The organism is Cellulomonas olei (assembly GCF_039548315.1).
Taxonomy (GTDB): Bacteria; Actinomycetota; Actinomycetes; order Actinomycetales; family Cellulomonadaceae; genus Cellulomonas.
Genome location: NZ_JBCLVN010000005.1, coordinates 32017 through 56313, shown reverse-complemented (window position 1 = coordinate 56313; position 24297 = coordinate 32017). Strand labels below are relative to the sequence as shown.

21 protein-coding genes are annotated in these 24297 nt (G+C 74.3%); 10 read left to right on the top strand and 11 right to left on the bottom strand.

Features of this window, described 5'->3' with window-relative positions; translation table 11 throughout:
• The first annotated feature begins 61 nt into the window (after positions 1–61).
• The 7 genes from AAHH18_RS02865 to AAHH18_RS02835 all read left to right on the top strand — a co-directional run bounded on the left by AAHH18_RS02865 (position 62) and on the right by AAHH18_RS02835 (position 7514).
• The gene (locus AAHH18_RS02865) at positions 62–1072 is read left to right on the top strand and encodes a LacI family DNA-binding transcriptional regulator (protein ID WP_343300492.1); all 1011 of its coding nucleotides are present in this window, start codon (positions 62–64) and stop codon (positions 1070–1072) included.
• 350 nt (positions 1073–1422) lie between these two features.
• Positions 1423–2622 carry an ABC transporter substrate-binding protein gene (locus tag AAHH18_RS02860; RefSeq protein ID WP_343300491.1) on the top strand — a complete coding sequence of 400 codons (1200 nt, stop codon included), beginning with the start codon at positions 1423–1425 and terminating at the stop codon, positions 2620–2622.
• A 19-nt stretch (positions 2623–2641) separates the two neighbouring features.
• Entirely contained in the window at positions 2642–3598 is a 957-nt protein-coding gene (locus AAHH18_RS02855) for a carbohydrate ABC transporter permease (RefSeq protein ID WP_283321442.1), read from the top strand.
• Positions 3595–4419, top strand: a complete 825-nt coding sequence (locus tag AAHH18_RS02850; protein WP_343300490.1) for a carbohydrate ABC transporter permease — start codon at positions 3595–3597, stop codon at positions 4417–4419. The genes AAHH18_RS02855 and AAHH18_RS02850 overlap by 4 nt, the downstream gene beginning before the upstream one ends.
• A 51-nt stretch (positions 4420–4470) precedes the next feature.
• The gene (locus AAHH18_RS02845) at positions 4471–6513 is read left to right on the top strand and encodes a glycoside hydrolase family 31 protein (RefSeq protein ID WP_343300489.1); all 2043 of its coding nucleotides are present in this window, start codon (positions 4471–4473) and stop codon (positions 6511–6513) included.
• Between the two features lie 109 nt (positions 6514–6622).
• Positions 6623–7288, top strand: a complete 666-nt coding sequence (locus AAHH18_RS02840; RefSeq protein ID WP_343300488.1) for an ArsR/SmtB family transcription factor — start codon at positions 6623–6625, stop codon at positions 7286–7288.
• 1 nt (position 7289) lies between these two features.
• Positions 7290–7514: a hypothetical protein gene (locus AAHH18_RS02835; RefSeq protein WP_283321447.1), complete on the top strand. Its 225-nt coding sequence runs from the start codon at positions 7290–7292 to the stop codon at positions 7512–7514.
• 27 nt (positions 7515–7541) lie between these two features.
• Here AAHH18_RS02835 and uxuA read toward each other — a convergent pair whose 3' ends face one another.
• The 7 genes from uxuA to AAHH18_RS02800 form a co-directional block, all read right to left on the bottom strand.
• The gene (uxuA, locus tag AAHH18_RS02830) at positions 7542–8738 is read right to left on the bottom strand and encodes a mannonate dehydratase (RefSeq protein ID WP_283321448.1); all 1197 of its coding nucleotides are present in this window, start codon (positions 8736–8738) and stop codon (positions 7542–7544) included.
• A 46-nt stretch (positions 8739–8784) separates the two neighbouring features.
• Positions 8785–10563 carry a beta-glucuronidase gene (gene uidA, locus AAHH18_RS02825; protein ID WP_343300487.1) on the bottom strand — a complete coding sequence of 593 codons (1779 nt, stop codon included), beginning with the start codon at positions 10561–10563 and terminating at the stop codon, positions 8785–8787.
• A gap of 85 nt (positions 10564–10648) precedes the next feature.
• Positions 10649–11482: an ATP-binding cassette domain-containing protein gene (locus AAHH18_RS02820; RefSeq protein WP_283321450.1), complete on the bottom strand. Its 834-nt coding sequence runs from the start codon at positions 11480–11482 to the stop codon at positions 10649–10651.
• Positions 11479–13284 (bottom strand): dipeptide/oligopeptide/nickel ABC transporter permease/ATP-binding protein, encoded by a 1806-nt coding sequence (locus tag AAHH18_RS02815; RefSeq protein WP_343300486.1) that lies wholly within the window; start codon positions 13282–13284, stop codon positions 11479–11481. The genes AAHH18_RS02820 and AAHH18_RS02815 overlap by 4 nt, the downstream gene beginning before the upstream one ends.
• Positions 13281–14222 carry an ABC transporter permease gene (locus AAHH18_RS02810; protein WP_283321451.1) on the bottom strand — a complete coding sequence of 314 codons (942 nt, stop codon included), beginning with the start codon at positions 14220–14222 and terminating at the stop codon, positions 13281–13283. Before AAHH18_RS02810 ends, AAHH18_RS02815 begins: the two co-directional genes overlap by 4 nt.
• A gap of 63 nt (positions 14223–14285) precedes the next feature.
• The gene (locus AAHH18_RS02805) at positions 14286–15827 is read right to left on the bottom strand and encodes an ABC transporter substrate-binding protein (protein ID WP_343300485.1); all 1542 of its coding nucleotides are present in this window, start codon (positions 15825–15827) and stop codon (positions 14286–14288) included.
• 138 nt (positions 15828–15965) lie between these two features.
• Complete coding sequence (locus AAHH18_RS02800; RefSeq protein ID WP_283321453.1) at positions 15966–16232, bottom strand: adenine nucleotide alpha-hydrolase family protein; 267 nt, start codon at positions 16230–16232, stop codon at positions 15966–15968.
• Between the two features lie 193 nt (positions 16233–16425).
• On the opposite strand from AAHH18_RS02800, the gene AAHH18_RS02795 reads away from it, so the two are divergent.
• Entirely contained in the window at positions 16426–17460 is a 1035-nt protein-coding gene (locus AAHH18_RS02795) for a LacI family DNA-binding transcriptional regulator (protein WP_343300484.1), read from the top strand.
• Between the two features lie 72 nt (positions 17461–17532).
• Here AAHH18_RS02795 and AAHH18_RS02790 read toward each other — a convergent pair whose 3' ends face one another.
• From AAHH18_RS02790 to AAHH18_RS02775, 4 genes are all read right to left on the bottom strand, one after another.
• Positions 17533–18915, bottom strand: coding sequence for a mannitol dehydrogenase family protein (locus AAHH18_RS02790; RefSeq protein WP_343300483.1), 1383 nt, complete (start codon positions 18913–18915; stop codon positions 17533–17535).
• Positions 18912–20333, bottom strand: a complete 1422-nt coding sequence (gene uxaC / locus AAHH18_RS02785) for a glucuronate isomerase (protein ID WP_343300482.1) — start codon at positions 20331–20333, stop codon at positions 18912–18914. The genes AAHH18_RS02790 and uxaC overlap by 4 nt, the downstream gene beginning before the upstream one ends.
• A gap of 67 nt (positions 20334–20400) precedes the next feature.
• On the bottom strand, positions 20401–21033 hold the full coding sequence (locus AAHH18_RS02780) for a hypothetical protein (RefSeq protein ID WP_343300481.1): 633 nt from the start codon (positions 21031–21033) through the stop codon (positions 20401–20403).
• Positions 21030–22010: a sugar-binding transcriptional regulator gene (locus tag AAHH18_RS02775; RefSeq protein ID WP_283321458.1), complete on the bottom strand. Its 981-nt coding sequence runs from the start codon at positions 22008–22010 to the stop codon at positions 21030–21032. The genes AAHH18_RS02780 and AAHH18_RS02775 overlap by 4 nt, the downstream gene beginning before the upstream one ends.
• 137 nt (positions 22011–22147) lie before the next feature.
• On the opposite strand from AAHH18_RS02775, the gene AAHH18_RS02770 reads away from it, so the two are divergent.
• Together AAHH18_RS02770 and AAHH18_RS02765 are read left to right on the top strand one after the other, a co-directional pair.
• A complete protein-coding gene (locus AAHH18_RS02770; protein WP_283321459.1) occupies positions 22148–23227 on the top strand; it encodes an ABC transporter permease in 1080 nt (359 codons plus the stop codon).
• A gap of 43 nt (positions 23228–23270) precedes the next feature.
• Positions 23271–24296, top strand: a complete 1026-nt coding sequence (locus AAHH18_RS02765) for a substrate-binding domain-containing protein (RefSeq protein ID WP_343300480.1) — start codon at positions 23271–23273, stop codon at positions 24294–24296.
• Position 24297: the final 1 nt, after the last annotated feature.

Below are 24297 nucleotides of genomic sequence, written 5' to 3'. Positions count from 1 at the left end.
GCGGCGGCGGCCGGCCCCCGGACACGCTCTGCGGGGCAGGCCGCCGCTCTACGCTGGGCGCATGGCCACGATCAGGGACGTCGCCTCGGACGCCGGGGTCGCGCCGAGCACCGTGTCCTACGTCCTGTCGGGCCGCAAGAAGCTGCCGGACGCCACCGTGCAGCGCGTGCTGGAGAGCGTCGCGCGCCTCGGGTACCGGCCGTCACCGGCCGCGCGGGCGCTCGCGCTGGGCCGCACGAACATCCTCGGGATGCTCGCGTCGTACTCCCCGGCGACGCCGGAGCCGGACGTCGACGTGTTCATGCGGTTCGTCCGCGCCGCGATGTACACGGCGCAGCCGCGCGGCTACGACGTGCTCGTGATGGGCCGCGGCGACGACGAGCTGGCGGGCGACATGCTGGCCGACGCCCTCGTGGTCATGGACATCCGGCTGCACGACCGGCGGCTGCCGGTGCTGCGGGAGCGGGGGCTGCCGACGGTGCTGATCGGCTGGCCCGCGGACCCGGCGGGCATGAGCGCGGTCGACCTGGACTTCGCGGAGGCGGCCCGCGTGATGGTGCGCCACCTGGCGTCCCTGGGGCACCGCGAGGTCGCGGTGCTGGTGCACCCCGACGACAACGTGGACGAGCTGGCGTTCCGGTACCGGTACCGGACGGCGTTCGCGCAGACGTGCGCGGAGCTCGGCCTGCGAGGGGCCGTCGTGTCGTGCCTGCCCGGGCCGGGGGCGGCGGGCCGGTGGCTGGACGAGGTGCTGACCGAGCTCCCCGGCCTGACCGGCGTCCTGGTGCTGGGCCTCGCGTCGTTCGACGACCTGACGGCGGAGCTCGCGCGGCGCGGCCGCTCGGTGCCCGGCGACGTGTCCGTGCTGGCGCTGGCGCCGGCGGAGCAGTTCCTGCCGCTGCACCCGGGGACCACGCTCGTGGACCTGCCGGGCCGGGCGATGGTGTCCCGCGCGGTCGAGCGCGCGCTGGACGAGCTGGCGGGCGCCGCGGGCGGGGCGGTGGACCTGCTGCCGGCGGTCCTGCACGAGCACGGGTCGACGGGCCCCGCGGGCCGCGGCCTGCGCGCCTGACACGCGGCCCCGCCGCCCTCGGGGCCCGCCGAGGTCGTCAGTTGCGGCCGAGGTCGTCACGCCGAGCTGACGACCTCGGCCCGAGATGACGACCTCGCGCGAGCGTGTGGGGGCGCAGGGGCGGGGGGCGGCGGTGCGCGGGACGGCGGGCGGCGGGGCCTTCGGGCGGCGGGCGCGCTCCCACGGCGGTGTCAGGTCACGATCCGGTCACGATCGGTGAACCGGTTCACCTCACCCCCTTGATCCGCCGAGCGCGCCGAGGATACGGTGCCGCGCATCGGTGAACCGGTTCTCCACATGGGGTACCGCACCGCCGCTCATCAGAGAGGATGACCGTGAAGCAACGACGCTTGGCCTCTGCCGCCGCCCTCGCCCTCCCCCTCGCCCTGCTCGCGACCGCCTGTGGTTCCGGCGGTGGCGACGAGTCGGGGGGCGACCCCACGCAGCTGACGTTCTGGGACGGGTTCACGCAGTACAACACCGGCGGCTCGCCGTTCGAGGAGCTCATCGCGACCTGCGAGGACGAGACCGGCATCACCATCGAGCGCACCGTCAGCGACAACATCTACGACAAGTACACGCGTGCCGCCTCGACCGGTGACCTGCCCGACCTGCTCATCCTCGACAACCCGAACGTCGCGCAGTTCGCGGAGACCGGGATCCTCGCGGACAACGAGGCCGCCGGGATCGACACCAGCGAGATGCAGCCGAACATCGTGGCGTCCGGCATCTACGAGGGGAAGACGTACGGCGCCCCGTTCGGGTCCAACACCCTCGCGCTGTTCTACGACGTCGACGCGTTCGCGGAGGCCGGCCTCGAGCCGCCCACCGACTGGGACTCCCTGCGGTCCGCCGCGCAGGCGCTGACCGACCCGGCCACCGGGCGCTACGGCATCGCGTTCTCCGCCCGCCCCGACCAGGAGGGCACGTTCCAGTTCCTGCCGTTCTTCTGGGGCGCGGGCGCCGAGCTCACGGACGTCGACTCCCCCGAGGCCGTCGAGGCGCTGACGCTCTGGACGGACCTGGTGGCCGACGGGTACGCCTCCGGCGAGAACGTCACGCTCAACCAGCAGGAGATCCGCGACCAGTTCACCGCCGGCCACGCCGCGATGATGGTCAACGGCACCTGGCAGCTCAACACGCTCGACGACAGCGACGTGAACTACGCCGTCGTGCCGATCCCCGCCCCGGACGGCGGCGCCGCGCCGAGCCCGCTCGGCGGCGAGTTCATCAACGTCGTCCAGAACGAGGACCCGGCGATCGTGACCGCGGCCGGCGAGTTCGCGTCCTGCTTCACCTCGCGCGAGAACCTCGCGGGCTGGCTCGAGGGCCAGACGTACATCTCCCCGTACGCGGACCAGGCCGAGGAGCAGGCGGCGGACGACCCGCGGCTGGTGCCCTGGGTGGAGGCCGTCGGCGCGGCCCGCAGCCGCACCGAGGACCTCGGCTCGTCCTTCGCGTCCGTCGCGACCCGGCTCGGTGAGGCGCTCTCCGGAGCGGTGGCGGGTCAGACCGACCCGGCCACGGCCCTCGCCGACGCCGCGCAGTGAGCCCGGCGGACGGACGACCGTGACGCTGCCGGCCACCGCCCCGGCGCCCGCCGGCGCCGGCTCCCCCCACGCGGATGCGCGTGAGGCGAGCCGGCGCCGGGCGCGGCGCGCCTCCCGCCTCGCGGCCTTCGGGTTCATCGCGCCCGTGGTCGTGTTCATCGCGCTGTTCTTCGCGTACCCCATCGTCCGCACGCTCCAGCTCAGCCTGCAGGACTACACGTTCCAGTCGTACTTCACGGGCCAGGCCGACTTCGTCGGGTTCGCCAACTACGTGACGCTGGTGCAGGACCGGCTGTTCGCGCCGGTGGTCCGCAACACGGTGCTGTTCACCGTCGTGAGCCTGGTGTTCCAGTTCGTCATCGGGCTGGCGCTGGCGGTGTTCTTCCAGCGGACGTTCCCGCTGTCCGCGACGTTCCGCGCGCTCATCCTCATCCCGTGGCTGCTGCCGGTCGTCGTCTCGGCGACCACGTGGCGCTGGATGTTCTACAAGGACTACGGCATCGTCAACGCGCTGCTCGGGACGCACATCGGGTGGCTGTCGGACCCGCAGTGGTCGCTGTGGGCGGTCATCATCGCGAACATCTGGCTCGGGATCCCGTTCAACCTCGTGCTGCTGTACGGCGGCCTCCAGGGCATCCCCGGGACGCTGTACGAGGCCGCCGCTCTCGACGGGGCGGGCGCGTGGCGCCGGTTCCGGTCGATCACCTGGCCGCTGCTGCGCCCCGTCACCGCGGTGACGCTGCTGCTCGGCCTCGTCTACACGATCAAGGCGTTCGACGTGATCTGGGTGATCACCGAGGGCGGCCCGGTCGACAGCTCCCAGACCCTCGCGACCTGGTCGTACAAGCTCTCGTTCGAGGGCGGCACCGACCAGAGCCTGAGCATGGGCGCGACGGTGGCGTCGCTGCTGTTCGTGGTCGCCCTGGTGTTCGGGCTGCTGTACATCCGCACCCAGCGCAAGGAGGCCGCGGCATGACCCGCTCCCGGACCCGGTCCGCCGTCCGCGTCGCGATCGGCGCCGTGCTGTGCGGGGCGCTGCTGTTCCCGCTCTACTGGATGGTCGCGGTGTCGCTCACCCGCCCGCAGGATCTCATCCGCTCACCCCCGGCCCTGTTCCCGCTGGACCCCACGTTCGACGGCTACGCGCTCGCGATCGACCGGAACCTCAGCTCGATGGGCACCAGCATGGTGATCGCCCTCGGCACCGTGGCGATCACGCTGGTGATCGCGCTGCCGGCGGCGTACGGGATGAGCAAGCTGCGCGCGCCGGGCACCGGGGCCGTGATGTTCGCGTTCCTGCTCGCGCAGATGATCCCGAGCGTCGTCGTCGTGACCGCCCTGTTCGCGCTCTACAAGCAGCTCGGCCTGCTGGACTCCTACCCGGGGCTCATGCTCGCGAACGCGACGGCGTCCGTGCCGTTCGCGATCATCCTGCTGCAGGCGTTCATGCGGACCATCCCGGACGAGCTGCTCGAGGCCGCCCGCATCGACGGCGCCGGGCGCCTGCGGACCTTCGGGTCGATCGTCGTCCCCCTGAGCCGCAACGCCGTGGTGACCGCCGCGCTGTTCGCCTTCCTGTTCTCGTGGGGCGACTTCCTCAACGCCAAGACGCTGACGACGGGCAACAGCATCACGCCGATGACGCTGGCGCTGTTCCGGTTCGTCGGCGCGGAGGCCACCAACTGGAACGGCGTCATGGCCACCGCCGTGCTCGCCTCCGTCCCGGCCGCCGTCCTGCTCGTCGTCGCCCAGCGGTACGTCGCCGCCGGCGTCACGGCCGGCGCGGTCAAGGACTGACCCCACCCGACCCCACCCCACCTCGAACGACCCTGCGACATCGGAGATCCTGTGAGCTTCTTCCAGACCGACGGACACCACCTGCGCTGGACCGGCGACGGCGAGACCCTGCTCGTCGAGCCGTGGGGCGCGGACGCCGTGCGCGTGCGCGCCGTGCCGGCCGGTGACGTCCTCGACACGGCGTGGGCGCTGCTGCCCGCGCCCGCCACCCCGCCGCCCGCTGTCGAGGTCTCCCCGGACGGCGCCACCGCGCGGCTCGTCCAGGGCCGCCTGACCGTCGAGCTCGAGGCCGGGCAGGAGCACGACTGGCAGACCGGGTACTCCGTGTCCCGCTGCCGGCTGACGTTCCGCGACGCCTCGGGACGCGTGCTGCTGCGCGAGCTCGAGTCCGGGGGCGCCCTCAAGCAGAAGGCGCGCGACTACCGCGCGATCGTCGGCGGCGACCACCGGCTCACCGCGGCGTTCGAGTCCCCCGCGGACGAGCACTTGGCCGGCATGGGCCTCTACCAGCAGGACCTGGCCGACCTCAAGGGCAGCACCCTGGAGCTGGCGCACCGCAACTCCCAGGCGTCGGTGCCGTTCGTGCTGTCGAGCGCCGGCTACGGGATGCTCTGGCACAACCCCGCGATCGGCCGGGCGACGTTCGGGGTCAACCGCACCGAGTGGGTCGCGGAGTCCACCCGGCAGCTCGACTACTGGGTCACGGCCGGCGACACCCCCGCGCAGATCCTCGCGGCGTACGCCGACGCGACCGGCCACGTCCCGCCGATGCCCGAGCACGGCCTCGGGCTGTGGCAGAGCAAGCTCCGGTACGCCTCGCAGGAGGAGCTGCTGACGACGGCGCGCGAGTACCACCGCCGCGGGCTGCCGGTCGACGTGATCGTGGCTGACTTCTTCCACTGGCCGCACATGGGCGACTACCGGTTCGAGGAGGAGTTCTGGCCGGACCCCGCCGCGATGGTCGCGGAGCTGCGGGAGCTGGGCATGGAGCTCATGGTGTCCGTCTGGCCGCAGGTGTCGGTCGAGTCGGAGAACTTCGACCGGCTGCGGCGGGACAACCACCTGGTGCGCACCGACCGGGGGCTCGAGGTCCAGATGTCGTTCGAGGGCCCGAGCATGTTCGTGGACGTCACCCACCCCGGCGCCCGCGAGACGCTGTGGGACCTGTGCCGGCGGAACTACCACGACCACGGCGTCCGGCTGTTCTGGCTGGACGAGGCCGAGCCGGAGTACGGGCGCTACGACCTGGACAACTACCGCTACCACGCCGGCCCGGGCGCGCAGGTCACCAACCTGTACCCGCAGCACTTCTCGCGGGCGTTCCACGACGGGCAGACCGCCGCCGGCCAGGGCGACGTGGTCAACCTGGTGCGGTGCGCGTGGGCGGGCAGCCAGCGGTACGGCGCGCTCGTGTGGTCCGGGGACATCTCCTCCACGTGGGAGGCGCTGCGCCGGCAGGTCGTCGCCGGGGTGCACATGGGCGTCGCCGGCATCCCGTGGTTCACCACCGACATCGGCGGGTTCCACGGCGGCGACGTCACCGACCCGGGGTTCCACGAGCTGCTGGTCCGGTGGTTCCAGGTCGGCACGTTCAGCCCGGTGCTGCGGATGCACGGCGACCGCCGGCCCGGCCAGGAGGTGACCGCCGCGGACGGCTCCCGGCGGTCCCCCACGGGTGCCGGCAACGAGCTGTGGAGCTTCGGCGAGGAGGTGTACGGCGTGCTGTCCGGCTACCTGCGGCTGCGGGAGGCGATGCGGCCGCTGCTGCGCCGGCTCATGGCCGAGGCGCACGAGCACGGGCAGCCGGTGGTCCGCGGGCTGTTCCACGAGTTCCCGGACGACGCGCGCGCGTGGTCCGTCCCCGACCAGTACCTGCTGGGCGCGGACCTGCTGGTGGCGCCGGTCATGGAGGCCGGCGTCGATGCCCGCGAGGTCTACCTGCCGCACGGCGCGACGTGGACGGACCTGTGGTCCGGCGCCGAGCACGCCGGGGGCACGACCGTGCGCGTCGACGCCCCGCGGCACGTCATCCCGCTGTTCGGGCGGGACGGCGCGGGGGCGGACCTGCGGGCGGTGCTCGCGGAGCTGGACTGACCGGCAGCACCGCGACGGGCGCCGGACGAGGGAGCTCTCCCCCGTCCGGCGCCCACTCCATTCGCAAGAGTTGTTGCGCAAGAGTTGTTGCGCGTCGTAGGGTCGTCCCGTGGAACCGACCCCGCCGACCGCCGCGCCGCCCGTCCCGGCGCGCGCCGCCGCCCAGCACATCTCCGACCCCGCCCGGATGCGCGCCCTCGCGCACCCCGTGCGCCTGGACCTGCTGAGCCACCTCGACGACGTCGGCGAGGCCACCGCGACCGAGTGCGCCGACCACCTCGGGCAGACCGTCGCGAACTGCTCGTTCCACCTGCGCACCCTCGCGAAGGCGGGGCTGGTGGAGCCGGCACCGCGACGGGGCCGCGAGCGGCCGTGGCGGGCCGTCGCCCGCGAGCGGTCCTTCGCCAGCGACGCCACCGACGCGGCGGGCCTGCAGGCCGTCGCCGAGCTCGGCGAGGTGCAGGTCCGCCGGGAGGCCGAGCGGTTCATCGCCCACCTGCGCCAGTCCGCCACCGCGGCGCAGCAGGACCCCGACCTCGTCCGGCTGACCCAGGTGTCGCAGGCGGCGTTCTGGGCCACCCGCGACGAGGCGACCGCGCTGCTCGCGGAGCTCACCGCGCTGACGGAGCGCTTCGCGGGCCGCGCCGCGGACCCGGCGCTCCGTCCGGCCGGCGCCCGGCTGATGCGGCTGTTCACGACCGCCAACCCCGACCTCGCCCACGCACCTGCGCCGGCACCCGCGCCGGCGTCCACGACCGCGCCGCAGGAGGACTGAGATGACCACCGTGACGTTCGACGTGACCTACGGGCTGCGCCCCGTGCGGCTGCGGCTGCCCTACCTGTCGGTGCGCCGGCTGCGGGACGGCGGACCGACGCCGCGCGACCCCGGCGCCCGCGCGGCGAGGTCCGCCCGGGCGGACCGCCTGGCCGACCGCGTGGGTGCCGGCCGCGAGGCCGCGCTGCGCCGCGTGCTGACGGAGCGCGCCGGCGCGGGCTGGTGACCCGCGCCGGCCGCGCCCCGGGTCGGCTCAGGCCGCTGAACCGTCCGCGGCGTCGTACCGGGCGGTGACCGCCAGCTCGATCCCCCGCAGCTCGGCGAGCCCCTTGAGCCGGCCGATCAGCGAGTACCCCGGGTTCGTGGCCCGCCGGACGTCGTCCAGCAGCTCGTGCCCGTGGTCGGGGCGCATGGGGATGCGGGGCCCGCCCTCGGCGGCCCGGCGGCGCTGCTCCGCGACCAGCGCGTCGACGACCGCGACCATGTCGGCGTCGCCCGCGATGTGCGGCGCCTCGACGAAGCTGCTGCCGTCCGCGTCGAGGCGGACCGACCGCAGGTGCGCGAAGTAGATGCTCCGCGCGAACCGGCGGGTCATGGCGACGACGTCGTTCCCGCGGCCCGAGCCGTACGAGCCGATGCACATCGTGAGGCCGTTCGCCTCGGAGGGCGCCGCGTCGAGCACCGCCTGCGCGTCCTCGGCGGTCGAGACGACGCGCGGCAGGCCGAACAGCGGGCGCGGCGGGTCGTCCGGGTGGATGGCGAGGCGGACTCCGACCTCCTGCGCCGTCGGCACGACCTCCCGGAGGAAGTGGGCCAGGTTGCCCCGCAGGGTGGCGGCGTCGACGTCGCGGTACGCGTCGAGCGCGGCCCGGAACTCCGGCAGGTCGTACCCCTCCTCCGCACCGGGCAGCCCCGCGATGATCGTGCGGGTCAGCGTGGCGCGGGCGTCGGCGTCCATCCCGGCGAGCAGCGCCGTCGCGCGCGCCACCTCGTCGGGGGTGTACGACTCCTCGGCCCCCGGCCGCTCCAGCAGGAACAGGTCGAACGCCGCCGCCGCCGCGATGTCGAACCGCAGGGTCCGCCCGCCGTTCGCGAGCGGGAACCGCAGGTCCGTGCGGGTCCAGTCCAGGACGGGCATGAAGTTGTAGCAGACGACGTCGAGCCCGCACGCCGCGAGGTTCCGCAGCGTCGCGCGGTAGCTCTCGATCGCCGCGTCGCGCAGCGGGCCGCCGCGCTTGACGTCCTCGTGCACGGGGACGCTCTCGACGACCGACCAGGTGAGGCCGGCCCGCTCGATCTCGGCCTGCCGGGCCTGGATCGCGTCGACGGGCCAGACCTCGCCGTTCGGTATCTCGTGCAGCGCCGTGACGATGCCGGTGGCGTCGGTCTGCCGGATCTCGGCGAGGGTGATCGGGTCGCGCGGGCCGAACCAGCGCCAGGTGTGCTCCACGGGTGCTCCTGCTCTGTGTGCTGTGCGTGCTGCGGGCCGGGCCGGGTCAGCCGCGCCAGCGGCGGCGCAGCAGGTGGGCGGCGGCCTTGGGCCGGCGGTCCCGCGTGAAGACGCCCTTCTTGTTGCCGTCGACCCGCACGATCGAGGTGGAGCTGGTCGCGAAGTCCGCGAAGTTCCACACGTGCTCGCCGATGACCGCGGGGACCGAGTCGAAGACCCGGTGGTTCATGTCGAGGTACTCGACCTGGTACTCCTCCGACCACGGGGTCGGCACCACGGTGTGCAGGCCCGCGACGGTGTCGGCCCCGTACTCCGTGATGATGATCGGCTTGCCCTCCGTCGCCCAGGCCTCGAGCTCGCGGCGCCACGCGTCCTCGGCCGGCGCGAGGTCACCGGTGTTCTCGTACCAGCCGTAGTAGCGGTTGAGCATGAGGACGTCGGCGTACTGCGAGACCAGGCACGCGCCGTGGGGCGACAGGCCGACGTTCACGAACCCGACGGGGCGCGTCGGGTCGAGCTCGCGCGTGAGGGTGAACAGCGGCTCGAAGTACGCGCGCGCCTCCTCGGTGTGCGACTCCGGCTCGTTGGCGATGGACCACAGCACGACGCACGGGTGGTTCTTGTCCCGGGCGACGAGCTCGCGGATGGCCTGCCGGTGCGCCTCCTGGGTGCGGCCGTCGATCGTCTCCGCGGAGAACGTCGTCCACCCCTGGTTGCCGAAGATGCCGCCGCCGAGGCCCATGTTGAGGCCGACGGCCGCGGTCTCGTCGATCACGACCACGCCGGTGCGGTCGGCGTAGTCGTAGACCTCCTCCGCGTACGGGTAGTGGGAGGTGCGGAACGAGTTCGCGCCGATCCAGTCCATGAGCGCGAAGTCGTGCACGAGCATCACGTCGTCGTGGCCCTTGCCGCGCACCGCGACGTCCTCGTGCTTGCCGAAGCCGCGGAACCGGAACGGCTCGTCGTTGATGAGCAGCCGGGTGCCGTCGACGCGCACGGTGCGGATGCCGACCGTCTGCTCGTAGACGTCCAGCAGCTCCCCCGCCCCGTCGAGCAGCTCGACGTGCGCGGTGTACAGGTACGCGGCCCCCGGCTGCCACAGGTGGGCGTCCGGCACCTCGACCCGCCCGGAGGCCCCGGTCGCCCGCCCGACCTCGGCGCCGGCCTCGTCGACCAGCCGCACCCGCACCGTGTGCGGCGCGTCCCCGACGGTCACCACGTCGTAGTCGACGAGCCCCGTCGCGCCGTCCCGCCCGGTGCGCACCGTGACGTCGTCCACCGCGGTGGCGGGCGTCCGGTGCAGCCACACGGTGCGGTGCAACCCGGCGTAGTTGTAGAAGTCGTGGAAGTAGAGCTGCCGCGGGCCGTGCGGCGTGTCGCGCACGTGGCCCGGCGGGATCGTCTGGAACGACAGCCGGTTGTCCACCGCGACGGTCACCCGGAGCTCCTGCCCGGCGACTGCGATCGCGGTGAGGTCGGCCTCGAACGGCGTGTAGCCGCCCACGTGCTCCGCGACCAGGAGGTCCCCGACCCAGACGCTCGCCGCGTGGGTCGCGGCGCCGAACCGCAGCAGCACGCGCGACCCGTCCCAGCCGGCCGGGACCCGCACCGTCGTCTGGTACCAGACCTCGCCGACGTGGTCGCGGACGGCCGGGTCCGCCAGGACGTCGTTGAAGCTCGCCGGCACCGGCATCCAGCCGGCGTCCGGCAGCTCCCGGGCGAACCACCGGGAGTCCCGCCCCTCGCCGGCGGGGTCGGTCCGGAACCGCCAGAGGCCGTCCAGGCTCTTGCGCTCGCGGGTGGCGGTGTCGGAGGGGCGCAGCATCGGGTCTCCTCGCTCGGGGATGCGGGTGGGGCTCGGGTCGTCGGGTCGGGTGGTCGCGGGGTCGCGGCGGGGTGCGCCGCCGCCGTCAGCGGGCGGCGACGGCCTGCTCGTGCCGGGCGGCGCGCCGCTCGGCCTGCCGGTCGGGGTCGGGCACGGGCGACGCCAGCAGCAGCCGCCGGGTGTACGGGTGCGCGGGCTCGGTGGTGACCGCGAGCGCCGGCCCGGTCTCGACGATCTCGCCCTGGTACATGACCGCGACGCGGTGGCTGACGTGCCGCACCACGTCGAGGTCGTGCGACACGAACAGGTACGAGACCTGCGTGTCCGCCTGGATCTCCAGCAGCAGGTCCAGCACGCGCGCCTGCGTCGACAGGTCGAGCGCGCTGACGGGCTCGTCGCACACGATCAGCCGGGGCCGCAGCGCCAGGGCCCGCGCGATGGCGATGCGCTGGCGCTGACCGCCGGAGAACTCGCGCGGCAGGCGCCCCATCGCGTCCTGCGGCAGGTGCACGCGGTCCAGGAGCTCGCGCACCCGCTGCCGGGCCTCGGAGCCGCCGACGCGCTGCACCTGCAGCGGCTCGGCGAGGATCTGGCCGATCGTCAGCGACGGGTTCAGCGAGGTGTACGGGTCCTGGAACACGACCTGGAGGTCCCGGCTGAGCGCCTTGCGGTCCTGGCGGGTGGCGTGCGTGATGTCCTGGCCCTGGAACTCGATGCGGCCCGCGGTCACGGGCGCGAGCCCGAGCACGGCCCGGCCGAGCGTGGTCTTGCCGGACCCGGACTCGCCGACCAGGCCGAGCGTCTCCCCCTCGCCGATCTCGATCGAGACGCCGTGCAGCGCCCGGAAGGGCCGGCTGCGCCAGCGGCGGCGCCCGTACTCGACGACGACGTCGGTCGCGGTGAGCAGCGGGCCGGTCACCGGGTCACCGCCGCGTCTCCGGTCGCCAGCAGCGGCGTCATGGGTTCCTTCCCTTCGAGCGTGGCGGACAGCAGCATCCGCGTGTAGGGGTGCGCGGGGGCCCGCAGGATGTCGCGCACGGGGCCCTCCTCGACGATCCGCCCGGACTGCATGACCGCGACCCGGTCGCACAGGTCGGCCACCACGCCGAAGTTGTGGGTGACGAGCACGATGCCCACGCCCAGGCGCTGCTGGAGGTCCCGCAGCAGGTCCAGCACCTCGGCCTGCACGGTCACGTCCAGGGCGGTCGTGGGCTCGTCCGCGATGATGAGGTCCGGCTCGCAGGAGATGGCCCCCGCGATCAGCACCCGCTGCGCCATGCCGCCCGAGATCTCGTGCGGGTAGGCCGCGAACGTGCGCTCCGGGTCCGCGATGCCGACGCTCGCGAGCAGGTCCAGGGCGCGCGCCCGCGCCTCCTGCCGCGAGAGGCCGAGCACCTTCACCAGCGGCCGCGTGAGCTGGGCGCCGACCGTGAACGCCGGGTCCAGGTTGCTCATGGGCTCCTGCGGGATGTAGGAGATCCGCCGGCCCCGCAGCGGGCGGACCCGCCCCTGGTCGACCTGCCGCGCGCCGGCCGGCACGAGCGCCGTCCCGTCGAACAGGATCGAGCCGCCGGTGATGACGGCGTTGCCGGGCAGCAGGCCGAGGACGGCGAACGCGGTCTGCGTCTTGCCCGATCCGGACTCCCCGACGATCCCGAGCACCTCGTTGCGGTCCACGTGCAGGGTGACGCCGTCGACGACGAGCTTCACCGAGCCGTCCGCCTGCGGGTACCCGAGCCGCAGGTCCCGCACGGACAGCAGGTGGGCGTCGTCACCGGCGACCGGCTCCGCGGCACCCGCCGCCGCGGCGGCCGCGGCCTCGAGGGTCCGCCGGTCGCGGCGCCGCACGGTGACCTTCTCGAGGTCCTCGAGGGAGTCGCGCACCGCGTTGCCGAGCAGCACGAACGTCGCGATGGTCACGGCGATGGCCAGCGACGGCCACAGCAGGTTGAGCGGCTGGCGGTAGATGGACCGGAAGCCGTCGTTGACCATGACGCCCCAGGTCGGCGTGTTCGGGTCGCCGAGGCCCAGGAACTCCAGGGACGACTGGATCGCGATGGCCACGCCCGCGACGCCCGCCGTCTGGATGATGATCGGCGCCCGCACCACCGACAGGATGTGGCGGCCGACGATGCGGGCGTCCGACAGCCCCGCGACCCGGGCGGCGTCGACGTACAGCTCGCCGCGCACCGCCTGCACCGTCGTGCGGGTCAGCCGGAAGTACCCGGGGCTGAGCAGCACGCCGAACACGATCATCGTGATCCACGTCGACGGCCCGACGGCGCTGCGCACCGCGAGCAGGACGATCATCGCCGGCAGGGCGAGCAGGATGTTCGCGACCCAGCTCGACGCCGAGTCGAAGAGCTTCCCGTAGTACCCGGCCAGCAGGCCGGCGGGCACGCCGATGACCACCGCGACACCTGCCGCGAGCGCGGCGGACAGCAGCGTCAGGCGGGTGCCGTGCACGAGGCGCGCGAAGATGTCACGGCCCGCGCTGTCCGTGCCGAGCAGGTGCTCCCCGCCGGGGGGCAGCAGCACGCTGCCGAGGTCCGAGCGGCCGGGGTCCTGGCCCGCGATGAGCGGGGCGAACAGCGCCACGAGCACGAGCAGCGCGAGCACCACCAGGCTGGCGAGCCCCATCGGGTTCTTCAGCAGCCGGCCGGTGGCCGACGAGCGGGTGGGGGCCGCGAGGGCCTGGGGCTGGGCGGTCACCTCGGTCACGACACACGCACCTTGGGGTTGAGCCATCCGTTGAGGATGTCCACGAGCAGGTTCACCACGATGACGATGAGCACCGTGTAGACGACGACCCCCATCACCACGGGCAGGTCGGCGCGCGCCGTCGCGTTGACGGCGAGCGAGCCCATGCCGGGGATGGCGAACAGGGACTCGATGATGACGACGCCGCCGAGCAGGGAGATGAACTGCAGCGACAGCACCGTCAGGCCCGCGGGCGCCGCCGAGCGAAGCACGTGCCGGAACAGCACCTCCCGCTCGCTGATCCCCCGCGAGCGCAGCGTGCGCACGTAGTCGAGCTCGAGCTGCTTGATGAACGCGCTGCGGATCTGCTGGGCGGTGCCGCCGACGCCGTTCACCACGAGCGCGAGCACCGGCAGCGTCAGCGACGTGATCCACACGCCGAGCCGTGCGCCGGGCGAGATCGCGGAGATCGCCGGGAACCAGCCCGCGTTGATGGCGAGGGTCAGCACCAGGACGATGCCGATGATGAAGCCGGGGACCGCGTTGCCGACGACGGCGGCGACCTGCACGACCCGGTCCACCCAGCCGCGGCGGACCGCGGCGACCATCCCGAGCACGGTCGCGACGAGGGCGATCAGCAGGATCGACGTGATGACCATCGCGAACGTCACGGGCAGCCGGCCGAGGATCGAGCCGACGACCGGCTCGTTGGTGAACCAGGACCGGCCGAAGTCGCCCTGCGCGGCGTGGGCGAACCAGTCGCCCAGGCGGGTCAGCAGCGGCTGGTCGAGGCCGAGCGCGACCTCCTTGGCGGCGACGGCCTCGTCGGTGGCCTGGTCGCCCAGGATGTTGCGGGCGATGCTGCCGGAGGACGAGTAGAGCAGGACGAAGGTCAGCACGGTGACGCACAGCAGCACGGCGATGCCGGCGCCGAGGCGTCGCAGGACCAGGGAGATCATGGCGGGCTCCGGGTGCGGGTGCGGGGCCGGGGTGCGCCGCGGGACGGCGCACCCCGGCGTGGCTCAGGAGGCGGGCGTGTAGTTGTAGATCGACGGCACGGCCATCTGGATCTGCGCCTCGACCTGCACCTTGTCCGCGTCGTAGAAGTACAGCTGGCTCGGGCGGTACCACGGCACGAACCACGCGTTCTCGGTGATGTACCGGTTGAGGTCCTGCGCGGCGGAGTCCGCGTCGTCACCGCCCGCGTTGATCGCCTCGGCCGCCGCGTCGATCTCCGGCGTCGTGGTGGCGAACGGGTTGTACGCCGCGCCGGTCGCGAGCAGCTGCGTGTAGGCGACCGACGTCGGGCCCTGGAACAGGTTGAACACCGCCATCGGGTACTTGCCGGCCCGCAGCACGTCCAGGTACTCCTGCTGCGTCACCGCGGTGGTCTCCACCGTGATGCCCACGTCGCCGAGCTGCTGCACGACGAACGCCGTGAGGGTCTCGAAGTTCGGGGCGAGCAGCGGCATCGTGATGGTCAGGCCGTCCGCGTAGCCGGCCTCGGCGAGCAGCTCGCGGGCCTTGTCCGGGTCGTACGCGTAGTAGTCGTCGAGCTCGGGCAGGTACGCGGAGCTGTCCGGGCCGAACACCTGGCTCGTCACCTCGCCGAACCCGCCGGCGACCTGGTCGAGCAGCGACTGCCGGTCGAACGCGTAGTTGATCGCCTGGCGGACGCGCACGTCCGCCAGCGCCGGGTTCAGCACGCCCTCACGGTCGAACAGCATCATCCCGGACCAGTCGGTGGGGTACTCGAGCAGCGTGTAGCCCGACTGCTCCCCCTGGTCGTACGTGGTGGCGTCCAGCAGCACCGCGTCCACCTCGCCGGCCGAGACGGCGTTCGCCCGGGCCGCCGAGTCGACGAGCACGCGCAGGGTGATCTGGTCCCACTTCTGCAGGTCGGCGCCCCAGTAGCCGTCGCGGGCGGTCATGACGTACTGCGAGCCGGGGATCGACTGGCCGCCGTCCATGACGTAGGGGCCCGTGCCGACCGGCAGCGTGTCCATGTCGTCGGTCCCGAGCGCCTCGGGGCTGCCCATGAGGCCGAGCGCCTGGCTGAGGAAGTACTCGAAGGAGGCGTCCGGGCGGGACAGCGTGAACTCGACGGTGTCCTCGTCGACCGCCACGACCTCCTCGAGGGAGGCCGCCTGGTTGGCCTGCGGGCCGTTGTCCTCCCGGAAGTGCGTGATGTTCGCGACCACCGCGTCGGCGTCGAACGCCGCGCCGTCGGAGAACGTCACGTCCGTGCGCAGGTCCATCGTGAGCACCGTGCGCGCGTCGTCGGTCCACTCCCACTGCGTGGCGAGCATCGGGGAGAGCGTGCCGTCGGGCTCGCGCAGGATCAGCGAGTCGTAGACCGCCTGGTAGGGCTGCAGCGCGTGGCCGACGTGGGCCTGCGCCGGGTCCCAGGAGGTCGGCTCCCCGAGGATCCCCAGGGTGAGCGTCGCCCCGCCGGCGGAGTCCCCGCCGGCGGAGCCGTTGTCGTCCGATCCGGCGCTGCAGGCGGCCAGCGCCAGCGCCGCGGTGGCGGCGAGCGCGGCTGCCGCCGTGGTACGAGACTTCATCGTCTGGTTCCTCTGTCTCGGCTGCGGCGGCGGTCGTTGCCGCGCAGCGACGGGTTCACGTGCCCGGCACCGCTGCCCGTCGGCGTCCTGGCAGGCCCACCTTCACAGCGCCGACGGGCGCGGTGCAATCGGTTGCCATCAGTTGCCCCTCGCGCCCCGGGCGGGACGCAGCGTCGCCCCCAGGTCGACGAGCACGGTCGCGAAGCCGGCCGACCGCACGGCGTCGTAGACCTCGCGGCGCAGGGGCTCGGCGGCCAGCGCGACCACGTCGTCCCCGGGGACGAGCAGCCGCGCCGCCCGGCCGTCCGCGCGCACGCGCATGCCCGGCAGACCGAGGCGTCTCAGCTCGGACTCGGCCGCCTCCACCTGCGAGGACGCGTCCCCGGGGTCGACGACGACCGGCACCGCCCCGACGCCGGAACCTGCCCCACCCCCACCGCTCGCACCCGCCACGCAGCCCCGCCGTCCCGTCCCCTCGTCGACCGGCCGGAACTGGACGGTCGCCCGACCGTCCAGTGCGCACGGCGCGCGGTGCAAGCGGTTGCCACCGTTTGCCGTGGGGCGTCCTGCGCGACGCGCGGGCTCGTATGCTCGCGCTGTGAGCGACGACGCCGGGGTCCGCCGCAGGCCGGCCGCACCCACGATCTACGACGTCGCCCGCGCGTGCGGGGTCGCGCCGTCCACGGTGTCCCGGGCGTTCTCCCGGCCCGGCCGCGTCAACGCCGACACCGCCCGCCGCATCCACGAGGCCGCCGAGCGCCTGGGCTACCGCACCAACCCGCTCGCCCGCGCCCTGCCCACGGGGCGGACGTCGCTGCTGGCGGTCGTGGTGTCGGACGTGACCAACCCGTTCTTCTTCGACATCCTGCGCGGCGCCGAGGCGGTCGCCGTCAAGGCCGGGTACACCCTGCTCGTCGCGGACGTGCACGAGTCCGGCGAGGCCGAGCGCAACGCCGTCGACCGCACGGTGCCGCTCGTCGAGGGCGTCGCGCTCGCGACGGCGCGGATGTCGCACTCGGCCATCCGCGTGGGCGCCCGGGAACGCCCGACGGTCGTGCTGAACCGCGTGCTGCCGGACATCCCCAGCATCGTCACCGACAACGCCGACGGCGCCCGCCAGCTCGTCCGGCACCTCGTCTCCCTGGGGCACACGTCCCTCACGTACGTCGGCGGGCCAGAGGCCTCGTGGGCCAACGGGATGCGCTGGCGCGCGGTGCTCGAGACCGCCACGGACGCCGGGGTCCGCGTGCGGCAGGCCGGGGCGTTCCCCCCGACGCAGGCCGGCGGGCTCGCCGCCGCGCAGGTGGTCGCCGCGGAGGACGCGACAGCGGCGATCGCCTACAACGACCTCATGGCGATCGGGCTGATGCGCGGGCTGACGCGGCTCGGGCTCGACGTGCCCGGCGACCGGTCCGTGACCGGGTTCGACAACATCTTCGGGTCGGACTTCTGCACCCCGCCGCTGACGACCGTGGCCGCGCCGCTGCGGCAGCTCGGGGCGCTCGCCGTCCAGACGCTGCTCGACGCGCTCGGTGCGGACGCCCGGACGCGGCCGGGTGGCGGTGCGCCGACGACGCCGGTCGTGCTGCCGGTGCAGCTCATCGTGCGGGACTCGACCTCCGCCCCGCGCTGACCGCGGGGTCGACTCCGGCCGACACCGCGCCGACACCGCGCCGACCCCGGCCGACGCCGCGCCGCGGGCGCGTCAGCGCGTGCCGGACGTCCGGCCGGCCGGCACCGCCAGGGCCCGCGCGCGCTCCGCGACGGCCTCCACCGCACCGCGGTCGTCGGCGAGCGCGCCGTCGACCTCCGCCAGCAGCGCCCGCGCCGCGTCGTGCCAGCCGCCGGTGCGGGCCGCGGCCACCACGCGGTCCGCGGCCACGTCGGCCACCGGCGCGTCGGTGGTGCGCAGGTACCGCAGCCACGCGGCGACCGCCTGCAGCGCGCCCGCCCCCTCGCGGCCGGCCGCGCGCTCCACCACCAGCGTCGCCCCGAACCGGGCCGGGATCTTCTGCGACCCGTCCGCGGCGATCTGGTCGAGACGGTGCACGATCGCCGGGTTGCCGAACCGCTCCAGCAGCCGGTCGGTGTAGGCCGCGACCTCGGCGGGCGGGAAGTCCAGGTGCCGTGCGGCGTCGGACCACCACCGCCGGACGTCGTCCACCAGCGCGTCGTCCGCGACGGCCTCGGCGACCGTCGTGTGCCCCCGGACCAGGCCGGCGTACGCGAGCAGGCTGTGCGCACCGTTCAGCAGGCGCAGCTTGCGGGTCTCGAAGCGCTCGACGTCCGGCGTCACGAGCGCTCCCGCGGCCTCCCAGGCGGGTCGCTCCCGCGTCAGGGCCGCGTCCAGCACCCACTCCGCGTACGGCTCGGTGACGACGACCGCCGGGTCGTCCACCCCGGTCAGCGCGCGCAGGCGCTCGACGTCCGCGGGCGTCGGGCGGGGCGTGATCCGGTCGACCATCGTGCCGACGAACGTCACGTGCTCGCGGGCCCACGCGTGCAGACCCGGGTCGACCTGCTCGGCGATCCCGAGCACGGCGGCCGCGACGGCAGCGCCGTTGCCGGGCAGGTTGTCGCACGACACCACGTCGAGCCGCCCGGCGTCCGCGGCGCGCCGGGCGGCCAGGCCCGCGACGACCCGGCCGGCCGCCGTCACCGGCGCCCCCGCACCCGACCGGAGGGCCGCGACGTCCGCCCCGACCGCCGGGTCCCCGGGCACCGGGCGGCCGTCGGCGCCGAGCCGGTACCCGGCCTCGGTGACCGTGCAGGTGAGCAGCGTGACCGCCGGGTCCGCGAGGTAGGCGGCCCACGCCTGCGCGTCGCCGGCCACGTGGGCGCGCACCACGGACTCCACGAGCTCCACGTCGTCCCGCTGCCCGCGCGCGACCAGGGTGTAGACGCCGTCCTGGGCGGCCAGCACCGGCGCGGCGCCCTCCCCCATCCCGCTGAACGCGGCGATCCCCCACCCCGCGCCGTCGGGTGCGCGGTGGGTGTACCAGGCCTGGTGGGCGCGGAAGAAGTTGCCGAGGCCGAGGTGGACGTGACGCACCGGCGGCGCCGGACGGCGCCGGACGGGACGGCTCACAGGCCGAACACCTCACGGGGCCGGCCGACCACGAGGTCCACCGCGGTGTCGACGGCCTCGTCCAGCTCCAGGCGGTGCTCCGCGACGAGCCGCGCGAGGTGGCCCGCGTCGATCCGGCGGCTCATGTCGTGCCGCGCCGGGATGGAGCAGAACGCCCGCGTGTCGTCGACGAAGCCCGCCGTCTTCCGGAAGCCGGCGGTCTCCGTGACCGCGTCGCGCCACCGGCGGATCGCGTCGGGCGCGTCGTAGAACCACCAGGGCGCCCCGGCGTACACCGACGGGTAGAAGCCGGCGAGCGGCGCGACGTCGCGCGCGTACGTCGCCTCGTCGAGCGAGAACAGCACGACCGTGAACCCGGGATCGGTCCCGAACCGCTCGAGCAGCGGCGCCAGCGCGTCGGTGAACTCGGCCGCCGCCGGCACGTCGTGCCCCGTGTCCGGGCCGAAGCGCCGCGTCGTCGGCGGGTGGTGCCCGCGGCGCACCCCCGTGTGCAGCGTCATGGTCAGCCCGTCGTCGGCCGACATGCGCGCCATCTCCAGCAGCATGTGCCCGCGCAGCGCGGCGGCCGCGGCGGGCGTCGCGGTGCCGGCGACCGCGTCGCGGTAGACCCGCGCGGCCTCCTCGTCCCCGAGCGGGTACGCGCGCACGTCCGCGTGGCTGTGGTCGGCCGACAGCGCGCCGTGCGCGCGGAAGACCTCGCGGCGGCGCTCCATCGCGGCCACCCAGCCGGGCCAGGTCCGCGTGTCGACGTCCGCCACCGCGCCGAGCCCCGCCACCGCGTCCGCCCAGCCGGGCGCGGCGGGCTCGAGGTAGCGGTCGGGGCGGAACGTCGGGACGACGCGCCCGTCCCACGCGGGGTCCGCCGCGAGCGCCGCGTGCGCCGCGAGGTCGTCGGCGGGGTCGTCGGTCGTCGCGAGCAGCTCGATGCCGAACCGCCGGAACAGCGCGCGCGGCCGGAACTCCGGGCGGGCCAGGGCGGCCTGGACGCCGTCGAACAGGTCGTCGGCGGACGCGCGGGAGGGGCGCCGGTCGAGGCCGAACACCTCCGTGAGGACGTAGGTGGTCCAGTACGCGACCGGCGTGCCGCGGAAGACGTCCCAGTGCTCGCAGAGCAGGCGCCACGCCGCGCGCGCCTCCGCCTCGTCCAGGTCGTCCCGGCCGACGCCGAGCCGGTCCAGCGGCACGCCGGCGGCGTGCAGCAGCCGCGTGACGTAGTGGTCCTTGGACACCAGCAGCGAGGTCGCGTCGCGGAACGGCCGGTCCTCCAGGAGCAGCGCGGCGTCGACGTGCCCGTGCGGGGACAGCACCGGCAGGTCCCGCACCGCCGCGTGGATCTCCCGGGCGATCGCGCGGACCTCCGGCGCCGACGGGAGGAGGCGGTCCTCGTGCAGGTGGACCCGGGTGGCGACGCTGCTCATGCCTGGCATGCTCCCCGCCCCGGCGGCGGCGGGACAACCGGTTGCCACGACTTGCGGCGGGACCGGCTCAGCGCGGTCGCGGCCCGCTCTGCGCCTCCTCCAGCCACACCGCCGGGTCCGGGGACCCGCACAGCGCGGAGCCGCTGACCACCCAGGTCGCGCCGTGGGCGGCGCAGTCGCGGGCGCGGTCGAGCGTGACGCCGCCGTCGACCCCGAGCGCCGCACGCCCGGCCAGCGCGTCCAGCCGCGGCAGCGTCGCCGGCTCGAACGCCGCGCCGGCCCGGCCGGGCACGATCGACATCACGAGCACCGCGACGTCGTCGGGGAGCCCGTCGACCACCGCGGGCGGGGTGCCGGGCGCCACGGCCACGCCGGGCCGGCGGCCGCGCCGGCGCACCCGCTCCACGGCCTCCTGCCAGCCCCGCGCCTCGGCGTGCACGACGACCGTGTCGCAGACCTCCGCCCAGTCGTCGACGTGCGCGAGCGGGTCCGTGACCATGAGGTGGGCCTCGCCGGGCAGCCCGGTGCGGCGCATCAGGCGCGCCGCGGTCGCGACGTCGAACCCGCCGGGCGCGGCGAGCACGCCGTCGGAGGCGTCCCAGTGCCACCGTCGCAGGCCGGCGGCCGCGAGCCGGCCGGCCTCGGTGTCGAGCCGGTCGCGCGGGGTGGACCAGAGCGACGCGGCGACCAGCAGGGTCACCGCGTCAGGCCCCGCGCCACCGGCGGCAGCGCGAGCAGCGCCTCGGCGAGCGCGCGATCCGTGACGAGCTCCGTGCACAGCCCCGCGCGCACGATCGCCGCCACGGCCCGCGCCTTGCGCGCCCCGCCCGCGGCCGCGACGATCCGCGGCACGGCGCGCATCTGCTCGTAGGCGATGGTGACGCAGCGGTCCTGGAACCCGGGGGCCACGAGGTGGCCGTCGTCGGAGACCAGCAGCGAGGCGACCTCGGCGCGCACGCCGGCCTCGAGCAGCGCCTGCCGCTCGTCCTCCCCGATGGTGCGCAGGAGCTGGGAGTCGGGCGGGTCCCAGGACCCGACGGACACGACGGCGGTGGTCACGGAGCCGAACATCTGCAGGGCCGCGGCGACGTCCGGCTGCCGGCGCAGCGCGGCCGCGGTGCGGGCGTCGTCCACGACCAGGGGCGCGAAGATCGGCCGCGCCACGCCGCCGGAGCGCAGGGCGACGCGGCGGACGATCTCGACCGGTGACTCGGCGAGGTCCGTGCCGATGGCGCCGGTGAGCTGCACGACGTCCACACGCGGCAGCGGCGGCAGGGCCGCGCTCATGGCGGTCAGCGTGCGGCCCCACGCCAGGCCGAGGACCTCGCCGGGACGGAGCGTCGCGCTGAGCACCTGCGCGGCGGCCTCGCCCACCTGGCGCCGCACGGCGTCGGCGTCGCCGCCGGACTCCACGACCGTGACCTCCGCCAGACCCAGGTGCTCGCGCAGCCGCGCCGCGAGCGCGGGGTCGCGCAGACCGTCGGCGTGGACCGTGATGGTCACGACGCCCTCGGCCCTGGCCTGCTCGAGCAGGCGCGCGACCTTGAAGCGCGACAGGCCCATCTCCTGGGCGATCTGCACCTTGGACACGTCGTCCACGTAGTAGCGGCGCGCGGCCAGGACCATCAGGCCGCGCTCGTCCGGCGAGCTCCCCCGCGCGTCTGCCTCCTCGCTCATGTGAGCACTGTAGCGCGCTCGAACGTATCCAAACCGTGATCTGGAACCGGGTTGCCAGGATCGACGACCGCACCGTACGGTCGTCGCAGATGAGCACCACTCAGTGCTCAGATGAGCAAACTGCAAGGAGGCAGTCCATGGTCAGGCGACGCCGGATCCCGGAGGAGCTCGGCATCGGTGTGGTGATCGTGCTCGTCGCCGCGATCTTCAGCCTGATGTCGCCGACGTTCCGCACGTTCGACAACGCGAACCTGCTGCTGCTCAACGGCACGGTGATCGCGTTCCTCGCGATGGGGCAGGCGTTCGTGCTGCTCACCGGCGGCATCGACCTGTCGACGGGCTCGAACATCGCGCTCACCGGCATGGTCGCGGCGCTCCTCATGCGCTCGGGGCTGCCGTGGTGGCTCGCCGCGCTCGCCGCGCTGGCCGTGGGCGCGCTGGTCGGCACCATCAACGGCGCGCTGATCCACTACCTGCGCCTGCCACCGTTCATCGTCACGTTCGCCGCCTTCGGCGTCGCCGCGAGCATCCCCCTGATCCTCACCGGCGCCAGCTCCGTCAACGTCGCCGACCCGATGTTCGCGGTGATCGGCCGCGGGTCGCTGTTCGGCGTGCCGATGCCCGTCGTGCTCGTCGCGGTGTTCGCCGTCGTGCTGACCGTGCTGCTCAAGCTCACCCCCACCGGCGTGCGGATCTACGCGGTCGGCGGCAACCGCGAGACCTCCCGGCTGTCGGGCATCCCCATCGGCCGCGTCACGATGCTGGTCTACGCGCTGTCCGGCCTGTGCGCCGGCATGGGCGGCCTCATCGTCACCTCCCGCCTCATGGTCGGCTACCCGTCCGCGGGCTCCGGCAACGAGCTGTTCTACTCGATCGCGGCCGCCGTCGTCGGCGGGGTCAGCCTGTTCGGCGGCATCGGCACCCTGCCCGGGGCCCTGCTCGGCGCGGTGCTGATCGCGACCGTCTCCAACGGCATGAACGTCGTCGGCGTCCAGTCGTACTGGCAGCCGCTCGTCATCGGCCTGATCATCCTCGGCGGCGTCATCGTCGACACCTACCGCCGCCAGTCCTCGCTCACCGCGCTGATCCGGGCCCACCTCCCCGGACGCAGCGGCACCGACGGCACCGACGGGCCCGGGAGCACCGCCCCGGCAGCCCCGGCCGCCGTCCCCTCCGGCGCCGCACCGGCCGCACCGCCGGGCACCGCGGCCCCCTGACCACCCCGACCGCAGCCAACCCCGTCCACCAGGAGAAGAAGCGATGAAGCTCCGTGCCCCCGTCCTCGCCGCCGGCCTCTGCGCCGCCGGCCTCACCCTCGCGGCGTGCAGCGCCGTCGACACCGGCACCGGGTCCTCCGGCGGCGGGACCGACGACGGCTCGGGCTCGTCCGCCGCCTCGTCCGGGATCCCCCGCCCCGACTCGTGCGACGACGACACCCCCTACGTCGCGGTCGCGCTGCCGAACCTCACCAACCCGTACTACGTCGCCATGAAGCAGGGCTTCGAGGACGCGGGAGAGGCCAACGGGTTCGACGTCGAGGTGCAGATCGCCGACGACGACGACGCCAACCAGCTCGCGCAGGTCCAGGCGATGCTCCAGAAGCAGCCGTGCGCCCTCGCGCTCAACGCGGTGAAGTCGGAGCCCGGCGCCGCGATCGTCAAGGCCGCGAACGACGCCGGCGTGCCGGTGTTCACGGTGAACGTCGGCATCGACCCCGACGCCCTCGAGTCGCAGGGCGCGAGCATCGTGCAGTACCTCGGCGCGGACAACGTCGCCGGCGGCCAGCAGACCGCCGAGCAGGTGCTCACCGACCTGGGCGCCGACGCCGAGCTGACCATCGGGTTCGTCACCGAGCCGGACGAGACGCCCACCCAGATGCGCGACCAGGGCTTCGAGGACGAGATCGCGTCGAACCCGAACGCGGAGGTCGTCGCCCGCGTGGACGGCAACGTCAAGCCCGACGACAGCCTGCGCGCCACCACGGAGATGCTGTCCGGCAACCCGGGCATCAACGTCATCTTCGCCTCCACCGGGCCCGCCGCGTACGGCGCGCTCCAGGCGCTCGGCGCCGGCAGCGACGTGAAGGTCTACGGGTTCTGCGCAGCCGAGGTCACGCTCACCGAGCAGTACCCCGCGTGCGTCGCCCAAGAGCCGAACGTGTACGGCACCGAGGTCGTCGAGCAGATCCGCGCGTGGGCCGACGGCGCCACCCCGGAGCCCGAGATCCTCAAGCCGCTCAAGCTGTTCACGGTCGGCGAGACCCCCGGACCGGGCGAGGTCGGCTGAC

Bases quoted from the DNA above. Each gene is read 5' to 3' on its own strand.
- AAHH18_RS02865 (WP_343300492.1), top strand. From the start codon at position 62: ATGGCCACGATCAGGGACGTCGCCTCGGACGCCGGGGTCGCGCCGAGC.
- AAHH18_RS02850 (WP_343300490.1), top strand. From the start codon at position 3,595: ATGACCCGCTCCCGGACCCGGTCCGCCGTCCGCGTCGCGATCGGCGCC.
- AAHH18_RS02835 (WP_283321447.1), top strand. From the start codon at position 7,290: ATGACCACCGTGACGTTCGACGTGACCTACGGGCTGCGCCCCGTGCGG.
- uidA (WP_343300487.1), bottom strand. From the start codon at position 10,563: ATGCTGCGCCCCTCCGACACCGCCACCCGCGAGCGCAAGAGCCTGGAC.
- AAHH18_RS02810 (WP_283321451.1), bottom strand. From the start codon at position 14,222: ATGATCTCCCTGGTCCTGCGACGCCTCGGCGCCGGCATCGCCGTGCTG.
- AAHH18_RS02805 (WP_343300485.1), bottom strand. From the start codon at position 15,827: ATGAAGTCTCGTACCACGGCGGCAGCCGCGCTCGCCGCCACCGCGGCG.
- uxaC (WP_343300482.1), bottom strand. From the start codon at position 20,333: ATGAGCAGCGTCGCCACCCGGGTCCACCTGCACGAGGACCGCCTCCTC.
- AAHH18_RS02775 (WP_283321458.1), bottom strand. From the start codon at position 22,010: ATGAGCGAGGAGGCAGACGCGCGGGGGAGCTCGCCGGACGAGCGCGGC.
- AAHH18_RS02770 (WP_283321459.1), top strand. From the start codon at position 22,148: ATGGTCAGGCGACGCCGGATCCCGGAGGAGCTCGGCATCGGTGTGGTG.
- AAHH18_RS02765 (WP_343300480.1), top strand. From the start codon at position 23,271: ATGAAGCTCCGTGCCCCCGTCCTCGCCGCCGGCCTCTGCGCCGCCGGC.